Origin of the sequence: Flavonifractor sp. An100 (assembly GCF_002161175.1) — a bacterium.
GTDB lineage: Bacteria > Bacillota > Clostridia > Oscillospirales > Oscillospiraceae > Lawsonibacter.
The window spans coordinates 49,851-66,414 of sequence record NZ_NFMA01000016.1 but is presented as its reverse complement, the minus strand read 5'-3'; the positions used below and the strand labels follow the sequence as shown (position 1 = coordinate 66,414).

At 58.3% G+C, this 16,564-nt stretch carries 18 protein-coding genes and 1 tRNA gene; 17 read left to right on the top strand and 2 right to left on the bottom strand.

What is annotated here, in order from left to right; all coding sequences use genetic code 11:
• Positions 1-379: 379 nt before the first annotated feature.
• The 5 genes from thrS to B5E43_RS10105 all read left to right on the top strand — a co-directional run bounded on the left by thrS (position 380) and on the right by B5E43_RS10105 (position 4,419).
• Positions 380-2,179, top strand: a complete 1,800-nt coding sequence (gene thrS, locus B5E43_RS10125) for a threonine--tRNA ligase (protein WP_087396363.1) — start codon at positions 380-382, stop codon at positions 2,177-2,179.
• Between the two features lie 189 nt (positions 2,180-2,368).
• Complete coding sequence (locus B5E43_RS10120; RefSeq protein WP_087396361.1) at positions 2,369-2,995, top strand: flavin reductase; 627 nt, start codon at positions 2,369-2,371, stop codon at positions 2,993-2,995.
• A gap of 98 nt (positions 2,996-3,093) precedes the next feature.
• Positions 3,094-3,654 (top strand): sigma-70 family RNA polymerase sigma factor, encoded by a 561-nt coding sequence (locus B5E43_RS10115; protein WP_087396359.1) that lies wholly within the window; start codon positions 3,094-3,096, stop codon positions 3,652-3,654.
• The gene (locus tag B5E43_RS10110) at positions 3,651-4,199 is read left to right on the top strand and encodes a hypothetical protein (protein WP_087396357.1); all 549 of its coding nucleotides are present in this window, start codon (positions 3,651-3,653) and stop codon (positions 4,197-4,199) included. The genes B5E43_RS10115 and B5E43_RS10110 overlap by 4 nt, the downstream gene beginning before the upstream one ends.
• A gap of 37 nt (positions 4,200-4,236) precedes the next feature.
• Positions 4,237-4,419 (top strand): hypothetical protein, encoded by a 183-nt coding sequence (locus tag B5E43_RS10105; protein WP_087396356.1) that lies wholly within the window; start codon positions 4,237-4,239, stop codon positions 4,417-4,419.
• Positions 4,420-4,494: 75 nt separating this feature from the next.
• Here the strand turns inward: B5E43_RS10105 and B5E43_RS10100 are convergent, their stop codons facing one another.
• Complete coding sequence (locus B5E43_RS10100) at positions 4,495-5,757, bottom strand: hemolysin family protein (RefSeq protein WP_087396354.1); 1,263 nt, start codon at positions 5,755-5,757, stop codon at positions 4,495-4,497.
• A gap of 500 nt (positions 5,758-6,257) precedes the next feature.
• On the opposite strand from B5E43_RS10100, the gene rpmG reads away from it, so the two are divergent.
• The 8 genes from rpmG to B5E43_RS10060 all read left to right on the top strand — a co-directional run bounded on the left by rpmG (position 6,258) and on the right by B5E43_RS10060 (position 11,256).
• Positions 6,258-6,425 carry a 50S ribosomal protein L33 gene (gene rpmG / locus B5E43_RS10095; protein WP_008980220.1) on the top strand — a complete coding sequence of 56 codons (168 nt, stop codon included), beginning with the start codon at positions 6,258-6,260 and terminating at the stop codon, positions 6,423-6,425.
• A gap of 39 nt (positions 6,426-6,464) precedes the next feature.
• Positions 6,465-6,761: a preprotein translocase subunit SecE gene (gene secE / locus B5E43_RS10090; RefSeq protein WP_087396353.1), complete on the top strand. Its 297-nt coding sequence runs from the start codon at positions 6,465-6,467 to the stop codon at positions 6,759-6,761.
• A gap of 5 nt (positions 6,762-6,766) precedes the next feature.
• Entirely contained in the window at positions 6,767-7,291 is a 525-nt protein-coding gene (gene nusG, locus B5E43_RS10085) for a transcription termination/antitermination protein NusG (RefSeq protein WP_087396351.1), read from the top strand.
• A 127-nt stretch (positions 7,292-7,418) separates the two neighbouring features.
• Entirely contained in the window at positions 7,419-7,844 is a 426-nt protein-coding gene (gene rplK, locus B5E43_RS10080) for a 50S ribosomal protein L11 (protein ID WP_087396349.1), read from the top strand.
• A gap of 13 nt (positions 7,845-7,857) precedes the next feature.
• Entirely contained in the window at positions 7,858-8,550 is a 693-nt protein-coding gene (gene rplA, locus B5E43_RS10075; RefSeq protein WP_087396347.1) for a 50S ribosomal protein L1, read from the top strand.
• A 498-nt stretch (positions 8,551-9,048) separates the two neighbouring features.
• The gene (rplJ, locus tag B5E43_RS10070; RefSeq protein WP_087396345.1) at positions 9,049-9,603 is read left to right on the top strand and encodes a 50S ribosomal protein L10; all 555 of its coding nucleotides are present in this window, start codon (positions 9,049-9,051) and stop codon (positions 9,601-9,603) included.
• Between the two features lie 75 nt (positions 9,604-9,678).
• A complete protein-coding gene (gene rplL, locus B5E43_RS10065) occupies positions 9,679-10,059 on the top strand; it encodes a 50S ribosomal protein L7/L12 (RefSeq protein WP_087396343.1) in 381 nt (126 codons plus the stop codon).
• Between the two features lie 285 nt (positions 10,060-10,344).
• Positions 10,345-11,256: a LysR family transcriptional regulator gene (locus B5E43_RS10060; RefSeq protein ID WP_087396341.1), complete on the top strand. Its 912-nt coding sequence runs from the start codon at positions 10,345-10,347 to the stop codon at positions 11,254-11,256.
• 40 nt (positions 11,257-11,296) lie between these two features.
• Here B5E43_RS10060 and B5E43_RS10055 read toward each other — a convergent pair whose 3' ends face one another.
• Positions 11,297-11,857, bottom strand: a complete 561-nt coding sequence (locus B5E43_RS10055) for a manganese efflux pump MntP family protein (protein WP_087396339.1) — start codon at positions 11,855-11,857, stop codon at positions 11,297-11,299.
• Positions 11,858-12,182: 325 nt separating this feature from the next.
• On the opposite strand from B5E43_RS10055, the gene B5E43_RS10050 reads away from it, so the two are divergent.
• The 4 genes from B5E43_RS10050 (at position 12,183) to B5E43_RS10035 (ending at position 16,311) form a co-directional block, all read left to right on the top strand.
• Positions 12,183-12,269 (top strand) — tRNA-Leu (locus B5E43_RS10050).
• A gap of 149 nt (positions 12,270-12,418) precedes the next feature.
• Positions 12,419-13,606 carry an MBL fold metallo-hydrolase gene (locus B5E43_RS10045; protein ID WP_087396337.1) on the top strand — a complete coding sequence of 396 codons (1,188 nt, stop codon included), beginning with the start codon at positions 12,419-12,421 and terminating at the stop codon, positions 13,604-13,606.
• 107 nt (positions 13,607-13,713) lie between these two features.
• Positions 13,714-15,429: a dihydroxy-acid dehydratase gene (gene ilvD / locus B5E43_RS10040; protein ID WP_087396335.1), complete on the top strand. Its 1,716-nt coding sequence runs from the start codon at positions 13,714-13,716 to the stop codon at positions 15,427-15,429.
• Positions 15,430-15,573: 144 nt separating this feature from the next.
• A complete protein-coding gene (locus B5E43_RS10035) occupies positions 15,574-16,311 on the top strand; it encodes a FadR/GntR family transcriptional regulator (RefSeq protein ID WP_087396333.1) in 738 nt (245 codons plus the stop codon).
• Positions 16,312-16,564 lie beyond the last annotated feature (253 nt).

The following is a 16,564-nucleotide window of genomic DNA, read 5'->3' as shown; positions in this document are numbered from 1 at the left end:
CCCACCCCCACCCCCCTTGACAACCGCCCAGGGAGGTGATATAGTGGCAGGCGTAAAATCGGCATGGATAGAGACGCGACTGCCTATGCTCCGCCCAGAGAGGGACACAACCTGCTGCAAGTGTCCTGCGGATGCCGTCAGCCGTACCACTCTTGAGCTGCCCGGGACATAACCGGGACGGGCCCGCCCGTTACAGCGGTCACAAAGCGGCAAGTGATTTCGTTTCGTCTGTTTTGCGGCGCGCAGCAGCCCAAACGACTCTTGCAAGCAGGGTGGAACCGTGGAGCCTCATCCGCTTCACCCCTGACATACCATCAGGGGTGGGGCGTTTTTTTATGCCCCCCGCCCCCGAGTCCGACATGCGAGGAGGTTATCAATTATGTCAGAAGAACTGAAAAACGAATTTACCTTTGAAAATCCCGAGTACCGCAAAACCTATTGGCACACCTGCTCCCACGTGCTGGCCCAGGCCATGAAGCGCCTGCATCCCGACGTGAAGCTGGCCATCGGCCCCGCCATTGAGAACGGATTTTACTACGACTTCGATACCCCCCGTCCCTTTACTCCCGAGGATTTAGAGGCCCTGGAGGGGGAAATGCGGAAGATCTGCAAGGAGAAGCTGAAGCTGGAGCGCTTTGAGCTGCCCCGGGCCGAGGCTCTCAAGCTGATGGAGGAGAAGGAGGAGCCCTACAAGGTGGAGCTCATCAACGACCTGCCTGAGGACGCCGTCATCTCCTTCTACAAGCAGGGCGACTTTACCGACCTGTGCGCCGGTCCCCACCTGGACTCCACCGGCCGGATCAAGGGCAACGCCATCAAGCTCACCAGCGCCACCGGCGCCTACTGGCGGGGCGACTCCAGCCGGAAAATGCTCCAGCGCATCTACGGCGTGGCCTTCCCCAAGAAAGATGAGCTGGACGAGTATCTCTCCAAACAGGCCGAGGCCCTCAAGCGGGACCACAACAAGCTGGGCCGGGAGCTGGAGTACTTCACCACGGTAGATGTGATCGGCCAGGGTCTGCCTGTGCTGTTGCCCAAGGGCGCCCGGGTGGTCCAGCTGCTGCAGCGCTGGATCGAGGACACCGAGCAGAAGCGGGGCTACCTGCTGACCAAGACCCCCCTGATGGCCAAGCGGGACCTGTACAAGATCTCCGGCCACTGGGACCACTATCTGGACGGCATGTTCATCCTGGGCGACCCCTACGACGAGACCAAGGAGTGTTTTGCCCTGCGGCCTATGACCTGCCCCTTCCAGTACCAGGTCTTCCTCAACCGCCAGCGCTCCTACCGGGAGCTGCCCATGCGCCTGGGCGAGACCTCTACCCTCTTCCGCAACGAGGACTCCGGCGAAATGCACGGCCTGATCCGTGTGCGCCAGTTCACCATCTCTGAAGGTCACCTGATCCTCCGCCCCGACCAGCTGGAGGAGGAGTTCAAGGGCTGCCTGGACCTGGCCAAGTACTGTCTGGATACCCTGGGTCTGCTGGACAAGTGCACCTTCCGCTTCTCCCAGTGGGATCCCGCCAACCCCAACAACAAGTATGAGGGTACCGCCGAGCAGTGGGAGGAGGCCCAGCGGGTCATGGCTCAGATCCTGAAGGATCTGAACGTGGAGTACACCGTGGGCATCGACGAGGCCGCCTTCTACGGCCCCAAGCTGGACATCCAGTACAAGAACGTCTACGGCAAGGAGGACACTCTGGTCACCATCCAGATCGACATGCTCCTGGCCGAGAAGTTCGGCATGTACTATATCGATGAAAATGGGGAAAAGAAGCTGCCCTACATCATCCACCGCACCTCCATGGGCTGCTACGAGCGCACCCTGGCCTACCTCATCGAGGAGTATGCTGGCGCCCTGCCCACCTGGATTGCCCCCGAGCAGGTCCGCTTCCTCCCCGTCACCGACCGCGCCGCCGACTACTGCGCCACCTTGGCCGGTCAGCTCTCCGACCAGGGCTTCCGGGTGGAAGTGGACTACCGCAACGAAAAAATTGGCAAGAAGATCCGCGAAGCCCAGCTGGACAAGGTCCCCTATATGCTGGTGGTGGGCGACCGGGATATGGAAAATAACACTGTCTCTGTCCGCCACCGCTCCGAAGGCGACTTGGGCGCTATGTCCTTTGATGCCTTCGCCGCCATGCTCCGGGAAGTTGTGGACACCAAGGCGAAAAAGTAAACGTTTTTTATCCAACATGTTTTGGACCGGCCTGGAAATAACTTCCCGGCCGGTCCATTTTTCTTCTTTGGGGTAAACTGAGATAGGAGAAAAATAAATGAGAATGATTCTTATTTTTCTGGACTTCTGTCTCTCTCTGTGGTATGCTGGAGACAGCAAGCTGCATCCGCAAATGAAGGAGGAGCATTTATGAAAAATTCCAAGGCTATGTACGCCCTGACCTATGGCCTGTTTGTCCTCACCGCCCGCCAGGGAGACAAGGACAACGGCTGCATTATCAACACCGCCTGCCAGGTAACGGAATCGCCCAACCGCATCACCATTGCGGTAAACAAAAGCAATCTGACCCACGACATGGTGCTGGCCACCGGCCAGTTTACCCTGTCCATTCTGTCCCAGGAGGCCCCCTTCTCCCTGTTCCAGCGCTTCGGCTTCCAGTCCGGCCGGGATGTGGATAAGTTTGACGGCTACCAGGAGCACGCCGTCCGGGGGGACAACGGCATTCTGCGAGTGACCCAGGGCGCCTGCGCCTGGCTGAGCTGCAAGGTGGTGTCCACTCTGGATCTGGGCACCCACACCCTGTTTTTAGCTGATGTGGAGGATGGGGACCTGCTCAACTCCGTCCCCAGCGTCACCTACACCTATTACCAGGCCAACATCAAGCCCAAGCCCCAGGCCGCTCCCGCCGCCCCCACTGCCAAGAAGCGCTGGGTATGTGTGGTCTGTGGCTACGTCTATGAGGGAGATTTCCTGCCCGAGGACTTCATCTGTCCCTGGTGCAAGCACCCCGCCTCTGACTTTGAGCCTCTGGCATAAATTCTTTTAAAAAACTCCCGCCCAGGCGCAACCCCGGGTGGGAGTTTCCGTCTATATTTCCAGAACGATCCCCCTCATGCCAAAAGGAGGTCATAGTCTTGGAGGATCACCAGATTATCGCCCTGTACTGGGCCCGCTCCCAGCAGGCCATCGCCGAGAGCGACCTGAAATACGGCCCCTACTGCCGCACCATCGCCCGAAACATCCTCACCATCGAGGAGGACGCAGAGGAGTGTGTCAACGACACCTGGTTCCACGCCTGGAACGCCATGCCCCCCCAGCGTCCCGGCATCCTCTCCGCCTTTTTTGCCAAGCTCACCCGGAACCTGTCCCTGGACCGCTGGCGGAAAAACCGGGCGGCCAAGCGGGGCGGCGGCATGGTGGAGGTGGCCCTCCAGGAGCTGGAGGGCTGTCTGCCCGACCGCCGCACCCCGGAGGATCAGTTGAACGCCTCTGAGACGGCGGCGATCATCTCCGCCTTTCTCCGCACCCAAACAGAGCTGGACCGGAAGCTCTTTGTGGGCCGGTACTTCCACCTAAACTCCATGGGAGAGCTGCGCGCCCGCTTTGGCCTGACGGAGGGGCAGGTCAAATCCCGCCTCCACCGCACCCGTCAGCGTCTGAAAACCGCTCTGGAACAGGAGGGGATCGCCCTATGAACGCTGAATTTTTGCTCCAGGCCATGGGCCTATTGGACGATGACCTAGTGGAGGAGGCCCTTCAGCCCGCTGCTCCCAGGCCCTCCCTCCTGACCCAGGCCCGGCGCTGGGTGTCCATGGCCGCTTGTCTGGCACTCCTCCTCACTGCGGGCTACCTCGTCACTCACTTGGGCATGGGAGGAGGCTCCTCCGGCTCGGCCAGCACCTCCGCCGGCGGCAGCGCCCCCAGCACCGGCACCTCCCCGGACGGCGCCGCCGGAGGAAACGGCAGCGGCAGCGCCGCAGGCACCGTGGAACCCCAGGAGGCGGGCACTATCTTCCTGGCCAACCAGGTCTACTGCCTCACCGGAGAAACCGTATCAGAGCTTCCCGCCGGGTCTTCTCCCCTGGGTCAGCTCTCCGCCCTCTATCCCGACGCCCCCTCCCCCAGCACCGACCGGGAGGAGTATGTGGGCTGCGCCCTGTTCCAGAGTGGGGACGGCAACCAGCTGTACGTCCAGCGGGACGACGGACTGTGGGCTGTGGCCGCTCTGGCGGAGCCGTAACTTCTCCCCCGGATCCTTTGGAAAGGAGTGCCCTGCTATGTACAAACATTTGATTTCCGCTCTGGCTGCCGCACTCGTCTTCTGCTTCCAGGTGCGGCGGGGCCTGGTGCCCAACGCCGAGCCCTGGGTGGCGGTCTTCAGCGGGGTGCTGTCCGCTCTGCTGGCCGGCGGGGCTGTGCGGGGCCTTCTGGCCCTGTGGGACCGCTGGAAAAGCCCTTAGCCTCCCCGCCCGACATCGCAAAAAAACGCGCGGTCCATACCAAAGCATGGACCGCGCGCTGGATTTGACGGCTGATTATGTCTCCCCTTCGTTCTCCTCCAGGGTGCGGACCCGGATCTCCAGCACCCGGCGGTGCTCCACCCGGGTGACAGTGACGTCCAGCCCTTCGGCCTGGAAGTGGTCTCCCACCTCCGGCACCCGGCCCACCCGCTCCATCACCCAGCCGGAGACGGTGGCGGCGTCACAGATGCCCTTGACCTGAAACAGATCGTACATATCATCCAGATCGGCGGAACAGGCGATGAGGTAGCTGCCGTCCGTCTGCTTCTGGAAGGTCTCAATGACTTCGTCGTGCTCATCCCAGATCTCGCCCACCAGCTCCTCCAGGATATCCTCCAGAGTGGCAATGCCCTCGGTACCGCCATACTCATCCACCACCACTGCCATGTGCGCCTTGTTTTTCTGCAGGATGCGCAGCAGCTCGGAGATCTTGGTGTTTCCGGTGGTGTAGAACACGGGGGCCTTCAGGTTCTTCAGCATGGTCTCCCCACGGTAGCGGGCGGCGTAGAAGTCCTTCTCGTGGACCACGCCCACGATGTTGTCAATGGTCTCGTGGTAGATGGGGATGCGGGAGTAGCCGCTCTCCACAAAGAGGGCCGCTACCTCCTCCATGGTGCTCTCCTCCTCGGCGGCCACCAGGTCCACCCGTGGGGTGAGGATTTCCGAAACTTCCAGGTCGTTGAACTCGATGGCGTTGCGGATGAGGTCGCTCTCGTGCTCGTCCAGACCGCCCTCCGTCTCCGCCTGGTCCACCATGCCCACCAGTTCCTCCTCGGTGATGCCGTCCTCCCCCTGATTCCGGAACACCCGGCCCAGCAGCCGCTTCCACTGGGTGAACAGGAAGTTGGCGGGGGTGAGAATGATGAGGAACAGCTTGAGCAGGGGAGCGGAGAACATGGCCCAGCTCTCCGGATTCTCCTTGGCCAGGCTCTTAGGGGAGACCTCGCCGAAAATTAGAATTATGATGGTGAGCACGGTGGCCGACACGGCGGGACCCCGCTCCGCGTCGATCAATTTAATAAAGAGCACGGCGCCCACGGTGGTGGCCACGTTGTTGACGATATTGTTGCCGATGAGGATGGTGGACAGCAGCTTGTCGTACTCCTCCGCCAGCTCCAGGGTCTTGGCGGCCCGGACGCTGCCGGCGTCCGCCTTGGTCCGCAGGCGGATGCGGTTTAGGGAGGTAAATGCGGTCTCGGTGGCGGAGAAATAGGCCGACATAGCCACCAGAATAATCAGCGCGACGATCATGCCTATACTGGCACTGTCAAGTTCCATCTTGGAAAAATCAACTCTGCTTTCTTCTTAAAATTTTGTTTTCAGGTTTGAATACATCCACTTATGGGTATGTATTTGGGAAGGAGTATATCATACCTTTTCCGGGATTGCAACGGATTTCCCCTCTCCTTTTCTCGACAATACAAAGATTTTACCCATTTCCCCTGCTTTTTTACCGAGTTTTTACACCAAAAAAAGAAAAAAGGTATTGACGGACTCGGGAAGGTTGTGATATAGTGACTCTACCTGTGAAAGGGGCTTTTTTGTCGTGCGCATTTTTACGGTGTTTGACGTGCGGCCCCCTTCCTCCGTCTAGGCGGACACAGGGAGGCAATTTGCCGGGTCTCACCGTAGCGTCAGACGCAAGCATTGCGTCTTTTCACGCTGGATCCGGCTGCTTTTGGGCTGGACCCGGCGTTTTGTTTTGTCACGGCGCCCCATCTGGTCCATTTCAATCGGCGCCCCCGGGCGCCGCCACATCAAAAGGAGGTGCCGAACAAATGGCAAGCAAGGCCGGCGCTCGCATCAAGATCACCCTGCGGTGCTCTGAGTGCAAGCAGAGAAACTACAACACCATGAAGAACAAGAAGAATACCCCCGATCGCCTGGAGCTGAACAAGTACTGCCCCTTCTGCAGAAAGCACACGGTCCACAATGAGACCAAGTAATGGGTGCTATCAGGCTGAAAGGAAAGAAGGGTAAGGCAAATGGCTGAAAACGAAAAGCTGGAGCAGACCACCCAGGCTGGCTCCGACAAGGCCGACAAGGCCAAAAAGGACAAAAAGGCCGACAAGCAGAAGAAGCCCGGCATCTTTGCCCGCATCGGCAAGTGGCTCAAGGAAATGAAGAGCGAGCTGAAAAAGGTCCAGTGGCCCACCCGCAAGCAGACCATCAACAACACCCTGATCGTCATCGCCTGTGTCATTGTGGTCGGCATTTTTATCTGGATCTTTGACTTTATTGCCGGCAGCGCCATTGATGTACTGCTCACCTTCCTGAGGTAAGCGAAATGGCGGACAATGCGAATTGGTATGTGGTACACACCTATTCCGGCTACGAGAATACGGTGAAGGCCACCATCGAAAAGTATGTAGAAAACCGCAACATGCGGGACCTGATCCATGAGATTAGCATCCCCATGGAGACGGTCACCGAGATTACCGACAACGGCCCCAAGGACGTGGAACGGAAAGTGTTCCCCGGCTACGTGCTGGTGAAGATGGTCATGAACGACGAGACCTGGCACGTGGTACGCAACATCCGCGGCGTCACCGGTTTTCTGGGTGAGGGCAACAAGGCCATCCCCCTGTCTGAGGCCGACGTAGCCGCCCTGGGCGTGGAAAAGCGCGAGGTGGTGGTCGGCTACCAGGAGGGCGACACCGTCCGCATCACCGACGGCGCCCTGGAATCCTTCCTGGGCACCGTGGAGGAGATCGACCTGGAGCGCAGCAAGGTCCGCGTGGTCGTGTCCATGTTCGGACGGGAGACCCCCGTGGAACTGGAGCTGGACCAGGTGGAGCCTGCCAACCAGTAATCTCCCCGCATGTTGTCCCGCGGTCTGCTTAAGACCGCACAACGTGGGAGGAACGGCCTGCGTCCGTTCCGCCAAATGGGCCATCCGGCCCCAAACAACCACATTTTTCTAATGGAGGTGCTCTTCCGTGGCACAGAAAGTAACTGGATATGTAAAGCTTCAAATCCCCGCCGGCAAGGCGACTCCCGCCCCCCCTGTTGGTCCTGCTCTGGGCCAGCACGGTGTGAACATTGCCGCCTTCACCAAGGAGTTTAACGAGCGCACCAAGAACGACGTGGGCATGATCATCCCCGTCATCATCACCGTGTACGCCGACCGCTCCTTTACCTTCGTCACCAAGACCCCCCCTGCCGCCGTCCTCATCAAGAAGGCCTGCAACATCGAGTCCGGCTCCGGTGTGCCCAACAAGACCAAGGTGGCCACCATCAGCAAGGAAGACGTGCGCAAGATCGCCGAGACCAAGATGCCTGACCTGAACGCCGCCAGCGTCGAGGCCGCCATGAGCATGATCGCCGGTACTGCCCGCTCCATGGGCGTCGTCGTGGGCGAGTAAGGAGGGTACAGAAATGTTTAGAGGCAAGAAGTATCAGGACAGCGTAAAGAAGTTCGACAAGAACACCCTGTATGACACCAACGAGGCTATGGGCCTGGTCGTGGAGACCGCCAAGGCCAAGTTTGACGAGACCGTAGAGCTCCACGTGAAGCTGGGCGTTGACTCCCGTCACGCCGACCAGCAGGTCCGCGGCGCCATCGTGCTGCCCCACGGCACCGGTAAGACCCAGCGCGTGCTGGTCTTCGCCAAGGCCGCCAAGGCCGACGAGGCCCGTGCCGCCGGCGCTGACTACGTAGGCGAGATGGACCTGGTGGAGAAGATCCAGAAGGAAAACTGGTTCGACTTTGATGTGGTCGTCGCCACCCCCGATATGATGGGCGTTGTGGGCCGTCTGGGTAAGGTTCTGGGCCCCAAGGGCCTGATGCCCTCCCCCAAGGCCGGCACCGTCACCATGGACGTGACCAAGGCCGTCAACGAGATCAAGGCCGGTAAGGTGGAGTACCGTCTGGACAAGACCAACATCATCCACTGCCCCATCGGCAAGGTTTCCTTCGGCGCTGAGAAGCTCTCTGAGAACTTCAACGCCATCATGGGCGCCATTATCAAGGCCAAGCCCGCCGCTGCCAAGGGCCAGTATATCAAGAGCTGCACCGTGGCTTCCACCATGGGCCCCGGCATCAAGATCAACGGCGCTAAGCTGGCCTAAGAAGCGCCGAATCCCCGAGCAGGGGCGCTAAGACCGAAGCGAATGCCGGCAAACCAGGGGGGAGAATACCCGCCTGTTTGTCGGCGCAGTCGAAGGGCTTAGCAACCCGCCCGCGAGGGGACCGAGGCGTGACACAGAAGCGCCCGAGCCGTTGCGAACAGCACAGATGGACTGAAGCGAGGCGTACAAACCAGGACGGGCAAAGACCCGGCCGTTTGTGCGCCGAGTCGGAGGGAAGCCGTGCGTTGCGAGCAGGCGAGGCGTGACATCCAAGCGCCGAATCCCTGATTTTTCCCTTTATTTATCCCTCCCGGACAGGTTTTGCTTGACAAAGCCTGTCCGGGGTGATAAAATACCACTTGCGTTCAAAGACAGCAGGTGTCCGGTTTGCCGGACGTAAGTCCTGCCGAGAGTGCTTTCAAAAGAATACTTTTGATTGTACTGTCCTCCTGTCCTTTGACGCGGAGGATTTCTTATTTTCTGGAGGTGAATCCAAAAATGCCTAACGCAAAGGTTCTTTCTGAGAAGCAGGCCATCGTGGCCGCCCTCACCGAGCAGCTGCAGAACGCTTCCAGCGGCGTGCTGGTGGACTACAAGGGCATTACCGTGGCCGAGGATACCGCTCTGCGTGTCGAGCTGCGCAAGAACGACGTGCAGTACGGCGTGGTCAAGAACACTCTGGCCCGCTTCGCTATGAACAACGTCGGCCTCAACGAGCTGGATGACGTCCTGAACGGCACCACCTCTCTGGCCACCAGCGCCGGCGACCCCATCGCTCCCATGCGTGTGGTCAACAAGTTCGCCAAGCAGCTCAATGGCAAGTTTGTCATCAAGGGCGGCTTTATGGACGGCAAGGTCCTCTCCCTGGAGGAGATCACCGCCCTGGCTGAACTGCCTTCCAAGGAGACCCTGCAGGCCCAGGCTCTGGGCATGATGCTGGCCCCCATCACCAGCCTGGCTATCGTCCTGAAGGCTATTGCCGAGAAGGACGGCGAGGCTGCCCCCGCCGAGGAGGCCGCTCCCACTGCCGAGGAGGCTCCCGCCGCCGAATAAGTTCGGCACCAACCGCTCTTACATGGAGCAATCAAATTTATTTAAAATCAAACCATTTTTAGGAGGTATTTAATCATGGCTAGTGAGAAGATTACTGCTCTCATTGAGGAAGTGAAGGCTCTGACCGTTCTGGAGCTGTCCGAGCTGGTGAAAGCTCTGGAGGAGGAGTTCGGCGTGTCCGCCGCTGCTATGGCTGCTCCCGCTGCTGGCGCTGGCGCCGCTGCTGAGGCTGCTGAGGAGAAGACCGAGTTTGACGTGGTTCTGGCTGGCTTCGACGCCGCTGCCAAGATCAAGGTCATCAAGGCTGTCCGCGAGATCACCGGTCTGGGTCTGGCTGAGGCCAAGGCTGTTGTCGAGGGCGCTCCCAAGGCTCTGAAGGAGGCTGTCTCCAAGGACGAGGCCGAGGAGATGAAGAAGAAGCTGGAAGAGGCCGGCGCCAAGGTCGAGCTGAAGTAAGCTTCCCCCTTTCTCATCCATGTAAGGACCCCTGGCGGCAAACGCCGCCAGGGGTCCTTTTCCTTTTCTCATCCAAAGTAATCTTTATAAAAACAGCCCGAACGGACGGAGAGGAGTGTCTGTTCGGGCTGTAATCATTTCTTTGTATGATGGATGGATCACACAAAGAGGGAGGGATTTCCTTGGATGACTCTATCCTATCACATCCCTCAATAAAAATAAAATACATATATTATTGCTTTTATCATATTTTTTTCGTATGATAAGAGCTAGAGGTGATGCTTTGTGGAACTGCGTACCCTCCACTATTTCACTGTGGTGGCCCAAGAATTAAATATCACAAAGGCCGCCGAGGTCTTGAATATGAGTCAGCCCCCTCTCAGTACCCAGATCCACCAGCTGGAACAGGAGCTGGGAGTTCCTCTGTTTATTCGGGGCAAGCGCCGGCTCCGGCTCACCGAGGAGGGCAGCCTGCTGCTGCGCCGGGCCACTCAAATTTTAGATTTGACCGACATGACACGCCAGGAGCTGGCCAGTCAGAGCAAGGGGATGGGCGGGACCATCTACCTGGCCATGGTGGAAGGGCGTGCCCCCTATCTATGCGCCCAATGGATCGCGGGCTTCCGTGCCCAGTACCCTTTGGTTCGGTACAGCCTGTGGAACGGCAGCGGTGACGAGGTATTGGAGCGGCTTCACAAGGGTCTGGCCGACCTGGCCATCATTGCCGCCCCCTATGACACCGAGCACCTGGAGGGCTTTTCCGTGGGCTGTGAGCCCTGGGTCGCCATCATCCCCCAAGACCACCCTCTGGCCCATCAGGAAGGAACTCAAATTTCCCTTGCCCAGCTGGTGGGACAGCCCCTCATTGTACCCACCCGGAAGTCCCGGGTAGAGGCCATTCGGCAGTGGTTTACCGCCATCGGCGCGGAGCCGGACATTTTATGTGAGATGTCCAACTATGTGGACGCGGTGGCCCTGGCCGAGCAGGGGGTCGGCATCAGCATTTTTCCCCAGACCACACTTACTCCAAGCCAGTTGGTATGTTCCAAAACCATCACCCAGCCAGCCCGCCATGTAGAGTACGTCTTAGTCTGGAACCGTGGACAGCGTCTCTCCCGACTGGGACAGGAATGGGTTCAGTTTGTGCAAAGCCATAAGCCGCCTCTCCCCCTGTCCCCGGACAGTAAGCTGCTGTAATGACACGTCCCGCCACAACGGGGAAAACACCGAACTTCTTTTACCCCAGAATCCCCAGATGCTCCAGCAGGATCTTTACGCCTATCAGTACCAGAATCACTCCGCCAGCCAGTTCTGCTTTGCTCTGAAAACGGGCACCGAACAGCGCCCCTACCCGCACTCCAAAGGCAGACGTGATAAAAGTGGTCACCCCAATAAATAGCACGGCCCAGCCGATCTCCACCTTCAAAAAGGCAAAGGTCACCCCAACCGCCAGGGCATCAATGCTGGTGGCCACAGCCAGGGGCAGCATAGCCCCCGGAGCAAAGGATGCGTCCATACATGCCTCTTCCTCCTGGGACTCCCGAATCATGTTGATTCCGATGGCGCCCAGCAGCACGAAAGCGATCCAGTGGTCCACCGAGGTGATCAGGCTTTGGAACTGTACTCCCAGTGCCCAGCCGATCAGCGGCATTAGAGCCTGAAACGCCCCAAAATAAGCCCCGCAAATCAGGCTGTGGGATATCCGGGTCCTGGGAACGGACAGTCCCTTACAGACGGACACGGCAAAGGCATCCATGGATAAACCGATGGCAAGGATCAATAGCTCAAAAAGACTCACAGTTTACTCCTCCTCTGGGGAGCAGGGCAAGAAAAAAAGACCCACCTGTCCCACCGGACAGGTAAGTCTCATCATTTCAGGACCGGCCAGGAGAGGCATCTTCTCCAGTATGTTGACCGTTCCGCGCCCATGCGCCGACTACTCCCTTACTTTGGCCTTTAGGGTATCATGAGACCGCCTTCTTGTCAACCATATTTTCCCCCGGCCCTTCCCATACCATCCCCACAGAATTTTTTGTATTTTTTTAATTTTACTCTTGACACTTTCGTCGAACTATGGTAATATCTCTCTTGCGCTGAACGAAACGGCGCAAAACAATAGGGATGCGCGAGTGGTGGAATTGGTAGACTCGCTGGCTTCAGGTGCCAGTGCTCGCAAGGGCGTGCGGGTTCGACTCCCGCCTCGCGCACCACAACGAGTGTTTTTACAGCATGAAATTAGCTGTGAAGACACTCGTTTTTTTATTCTTTCCACCTCGAAATAACTCCTATTTTGTCGCTGTCCAATTGCCAAAACCCAGGCACACCACTGACAGATTAAAATGGAAGGGAGAATCCCGTTATGGAAATGATACGAAGTTTCCTCCCCGTGGGACAAGGCGCCTTCTATACGGAACAGTTTTCCGGGTCCTTCGGTCAAATCAATGTCGTGTACGACTGCGGCTCTCAAACCTCTCTTTCCCTCCTTCGCCGGCAGATCCAGCAAACATTTGTCCCCGGGAGCGTGATTGACGCGGTTTTTATCTCCCACCTTCATGCAGACCATATCAACGGTCTTCCCTTTCTCCTGACCCACTATCGGGTCAAAAACCTCTTCTTCCCTCTGCTGACACAGGAACACCGGCAGCTTCTCCTGCTCCGGGACCTGGTAGCTCCCAATGGCCCGACAACGCCCTTTCTTACCTCCTTCCTCACAAATCCCTACCAGGCCTTTGGGGAACTGGATCTGGACTACACTCCCACCCTCTACCAAATCAGGGACTACCGCCAGCCCGACCTTTCCAGTAACCTGGATGCCATCTCTCTTCCCTCTGGGGAAACTGTGTCCCACATCATCCTACCCGGTGGGGACAAAGATCTCGATGACTGGCTCTATCTCCCCTTCAACTTCCAACAGGATACCCGCTTGGCCATTCTTCGCTCCGCACTGCGGAAGATCTTCCACCGGGACTACTCCCCTGAGGAGTTGGCAGAAGGACTGGAAGACGGCACCATCTCCTACGCCGATCTGAGGCAGGCCTACCACCAGGTCCCCAACACCTTTAATACCAATTCCATGACCCTCCTCTCCTCCTCCCAAAGCAGCCAATATGCGCAGGTTCCGCTCTCCCCCAACCTTGCAGTCAACCTGCGTCAATGCTCCAGCCACTGCTCACAGTCCCAGTGCTGTGTTTCTTCCTATCCCAGCGGTTGTCTCTACACCGGGGACTATGAAGCCAGCAAGCCTCCCCTCTATCAAGAGCTTGCCCATGCGTATGATTCTTACATGGCCGACATCGGCTGCCTTCAGCTCCCCCACCACGGCTCCCGATATAACTACAACACAGACCTCTCCCATCTTCCCGCATGTATGTTTTACATTGCTTCTGCGGCGTCCTCAAATAAAAACCATCATCCCCATGCCTCCGTCCTCAAGGATATTCTGGCCCACAACCGCCTGCCCCTCCCGGTCACCGAGCAAACGGACAGCTTAGTCAGCTTTTTGGTCTGCCCTCTCCCCTTTCCTCCTTCAGCCCTGTGCCCACCCTGATTTGCCCGGCCTATAAACATTGACAAGCCACTCCATTCTTATTATGATGTTAGGTACAATTTCGGTTCCCTGCCCCGGGGGACGCGCGTCACGTGAGGTGTATGTATATGATCAGTCAAGAAATTCGAAAAATTGCTCCTGAACAGGACCCCCTGCGCATGGGTATGGGCTGGACCGTGGAGGACCTATCCAAGCCCCAGATCATGGTGGAAAGTACCTTTGGCGACAGCCATCCCGGCAGCGCCCATCTGCTGGAGCTGGTAGAAGAGGCTGTCCAGGGGGTGGCGGAGGCCGGCGGTAAGGCGGCCCGCTATTTCGCCACCGACATCTGTGACGGTATGGCCCAGGGCCACGACGGCATCAATTATTCCCTGGCCAGCCGGGACACCATTGCAAATCTCATCGAAATTCACGCCAACGCCACCCCCTTTGACGGCGGCGTCTTCCTCTCCAGCTGCGACAAGGCCGTCCCCGCCCACCTGATGGCCATCGGCCGCATCAACATGCCCTCCATTCTGGTCACCGGCGGGGTGATGGACGCCGGTCCCGACCTGCTGACGCTGGAGCAGATCGGCAAGTATTCCGCCCAGTGCGCCCGGGGAGAAATCACCCCGGAGAAGCTGACCTGGTACAAGCAGCACGCCTGCCCCTCCTGCGGCGCCTGCTCCTTTATGGGCACCGCCTCCACCATGCAGATCATGGGCGAGGCCCTGGGCCTGATGCTGCCCGGCTCTGCCCTCATGCCCGCCACCTGCCAGGACCTGCGCACAGTGGCTCAGCGGGCCGGTCACCAGGTCATGAAGCTGGCGGAAGCTGGGCTGACTCCCCGCCAGATCGTCACCATGGACTCCTTTGAAAACGCCATCATGGTCCATGCCGCCATCTCCGGCTCCACCAACTCCCTGCTCCACATCCCCGCCATCGCCCATGAGTTTGGCCTGACCCTTGAGGCGGACCTCTTTGACCGGATGCACCGGGGCGCCCACTACCTGCTGGATATCCGCCCTGCCGGCCACTGGCCCGCCCAGTATTTCTACTACGCCGGTGGCGTGCCCCGGGTCATGGAGGAGATCCGCTCCATGCTCCATCTGGACGTTATGACCGTGACCGGAAAGACCCTGGGAGAGAATCTGGACGAGCTGAAGGCCAGCGGCTACTATGACCGCTGCGACGAATACTGTGCCAAGGTGGGTTTGAAGTGGCAGGACATCATCCATCCCTTTGACCACGCCATCGGAGAAAACGGCGCCATCGCCATTCTGCGGGGCAATCTGGCCCCGGACGGCGCGGTCATCAAGCACACCGCCTGCCCCGAAGAGATGTTCCAGGCCACCCTGCGGGCCCGGCCCTTCGACAGCGAGGAGGAGGCCATCCACGCCGTTTTGACCCACGAGACTCAGCCCGGCGACGCTGTATTCATCCGCTACGAGGGCCCCAAGGGCTCCGGCATGCCGGAGATGTTCTACACCTCCGAGGCCATCTCCTCCGACCCGGAGCTGGGCCGCTCCATCGCTCTAATTACCGACGGCCGCTTCTCCGGCGCCTCCACCGGCCCCTCCATCGGGCACGTCTCCCCTGAGGCCGCCGAGGGTGGTCCCATCGCCCTGGTGGAAGAGGGTGACCTGGTCCATATCGACATCCCCAACCGCAAGCTGGAGCTGGTGGGCGTTCAGGGCCAGGCCAAGACCCCGGAGGAGATGGATGAGATTTTGGCCCAGCGCAAGCAGCACTGGCAGCCCAAGGAAAATAAATACTCCTCGGGTATCCTCCACATTTTCTCCCGATCTGCCCAGTCCCCCATGAAGGGCGGCTATATGGTCTGACCTGTTTGGCTATCTCCATCCATATTACCCTGTAGAAAACGGAAATTTGACAGTCAAGTCAAAGTTTCGTATAATACATAGCGTTCACATGTATTACAACAACTGTCCATACCTGGGGATGGACTTGGATTGGAGAGAGTTGTTATGGCAGCCCGTCGCAGAAATTCCTCCCAAAAGACCTTAGTCGATACCACGGCCGATCAAATTATTGACCTGATTCTGGAAAAAGATCTTCAGCCGGGCGTCAAGCTGCCCACAGAGGCAGAGCTGACTCAGCTGCTGGGCGTTGGCCGCAGTACGGTTCGTGAGGCGGTACGTCGGCTGGTGACCCGCAACATTTTGTCAGTCCGGCAGGGCTCTGGTATTTTTGTCTCCCAGGAGAAGGGCGTACCAGAGGACCCGTTAGGCGTCACCTTCTTTGCCGATCGCACCAAAGCGGCCCTGGAGCTGAGCGACGTGCGCCTGATGCTGGAACCAGAACTGGCTGCCGCGGCGGTAAATCGGGCCACCGATGCCCAGCTGACCAAACTCAAACAGGCCTGTGCCTTGGTGGAGGAGTGCATTGTGAAAGGCGAGGATTACCGCCAGGCTGATATTGATTTTCACCGGTGCATTGCGGAATGCAGCGGCAACCATGTGCTGGAAAACATCATTCCCGTGATCACCTCCTCCATCGAGCTCTCCATTGAGCAGACGGAAGACGTCTACCGCCAGGCCACCTTTGAGGAACATCAAAAAATTCTGGCCGCCATTTTACGCCGGGACGCCATTGGCGCGCGCTTCTGTATGGCCGCTCACCTGAATACCAGCCGGGATTTCTTTGCCCGCAAAGCGGAAGCGGAGGAAAAGAAAAAGAACGCCTCCTCTGGCCCCACTCCCTAGTCCATTGCTGTATGTATTTTGATCCCCCGCAGCGGCAAGCTGCGGGGGACTTTTTTGTCTCGTCAAAGAATTAACAAATTTATCAGACGAATAATTTGTATCTTGCACAAAAGGTACTTCCTTTTTATGGCTATATCGCTGGTTTTTGGATTTTAAACCACCTTACTATTGACAGTTTGCCTATTAGATTGTATTCTTATGTACAGATAAGTCAGACAAATCCGTTTAAATTTATCTGACGAATTTTAAGGTA

Excerpts from the sequence above, each read along its gene's own strand:
- rpmG (WP_008980220.1), top strand. The coding sequence starts at position 6,258 with ATGGCAAGCAAGGCCGGCGCTCGCATCAAGATCACCCTGCGGTGCTCT.
- B5E43_RS10100 (WP_087396354.1), bottom strand. The coding sequence starts at position 5,757 with ATGGAACTTGACAGTGCCAGTATAGGCATGATCGTCGCGCTGATTATT.
- B5E43_RS10035 (WP_087396333.1), top strand. The coding sequence starts at position 15,574 with ATGGCAGCCCGTCGCAGAAATTCCTCCCAAAAGACCTTAGTCGATACC.
- nusG (WP_087396351.1), top strand. The coding sequence starts at position 6,767 with ATGGCGGACAATGCGAATTGGTATGTGGTACACACCTATTCCGGCTAC.
- ilvD (WP_087396335.1), top strand. The coding sequence starts at position 13,714 with ATGATCAGTCAAGAAATTCGAAAAATTGCTCCTGAACAGGACCCCCTG.
- thrS (WP_087396363.1), top strand. The coding sequence starts at position 380 with ATGTCAGAAGAACTGAAAAACGAATTTACCTTTGAAAATCCCGAGTAC.
- B5E43_RS10120 (WP_087396361.1), top strand. The coding sequence starts at position 2,369 with ATGAAAAATTCCAAGGCTATGTACGCCCTGACCTATGGCCTGTTTGTC.
- B5E43_RS10110 (WP_087396357.1), top strand. The coding sequence starts at position 3,651 with ATGAACGCTGAATTTTTGCTCCAGGCCATGGGCCTATTGGACGATGAC.
- rplJ (WP_087396345.1), top strand. The coding sequence starts at position 9,049 with ATGCCTAACGCAAAGGTTCTTTCTGAGAAGCAGGCCATCGTGGCCGCC.
- secE (WP_087396353.1), top strand. The coding sequence starts at position 6,465 with ATGGCTGAAAACGAAAAGCTGGAGCAGACCACCCAGGCTGGCTCCGAC.
- B5E43_RS10045 (WP_087396337.1), top strand. The coding sequence starts at position 12,419 with ATGGAAATGATACGAAGTTTCCTCCCCGTGGGACAAGGCGCCTTCTAT.
- B5E43_RS10105 (WP_087396356.1), top strand. The coding sequence starts at position 4,237 with ATGTACAAACATTTGATTTCCGCTCTGGCTGCCGCACTCGTCTTCTGC.
- rplA (WP_087396347.1), top strand. The coding sequence starts at position 7,858 with ATGTTTAGAGGCAAGAAGTATCAGGACAGCGTAAAGAAGTTCGACAAG.
- rplL (WP_087396343.1), top strand. The coding sequence starts at position 9,679 with ATGGCTAGTGAGAAGATTACTGCTCTCATTGAGGAAGTGAAGGCTCTG.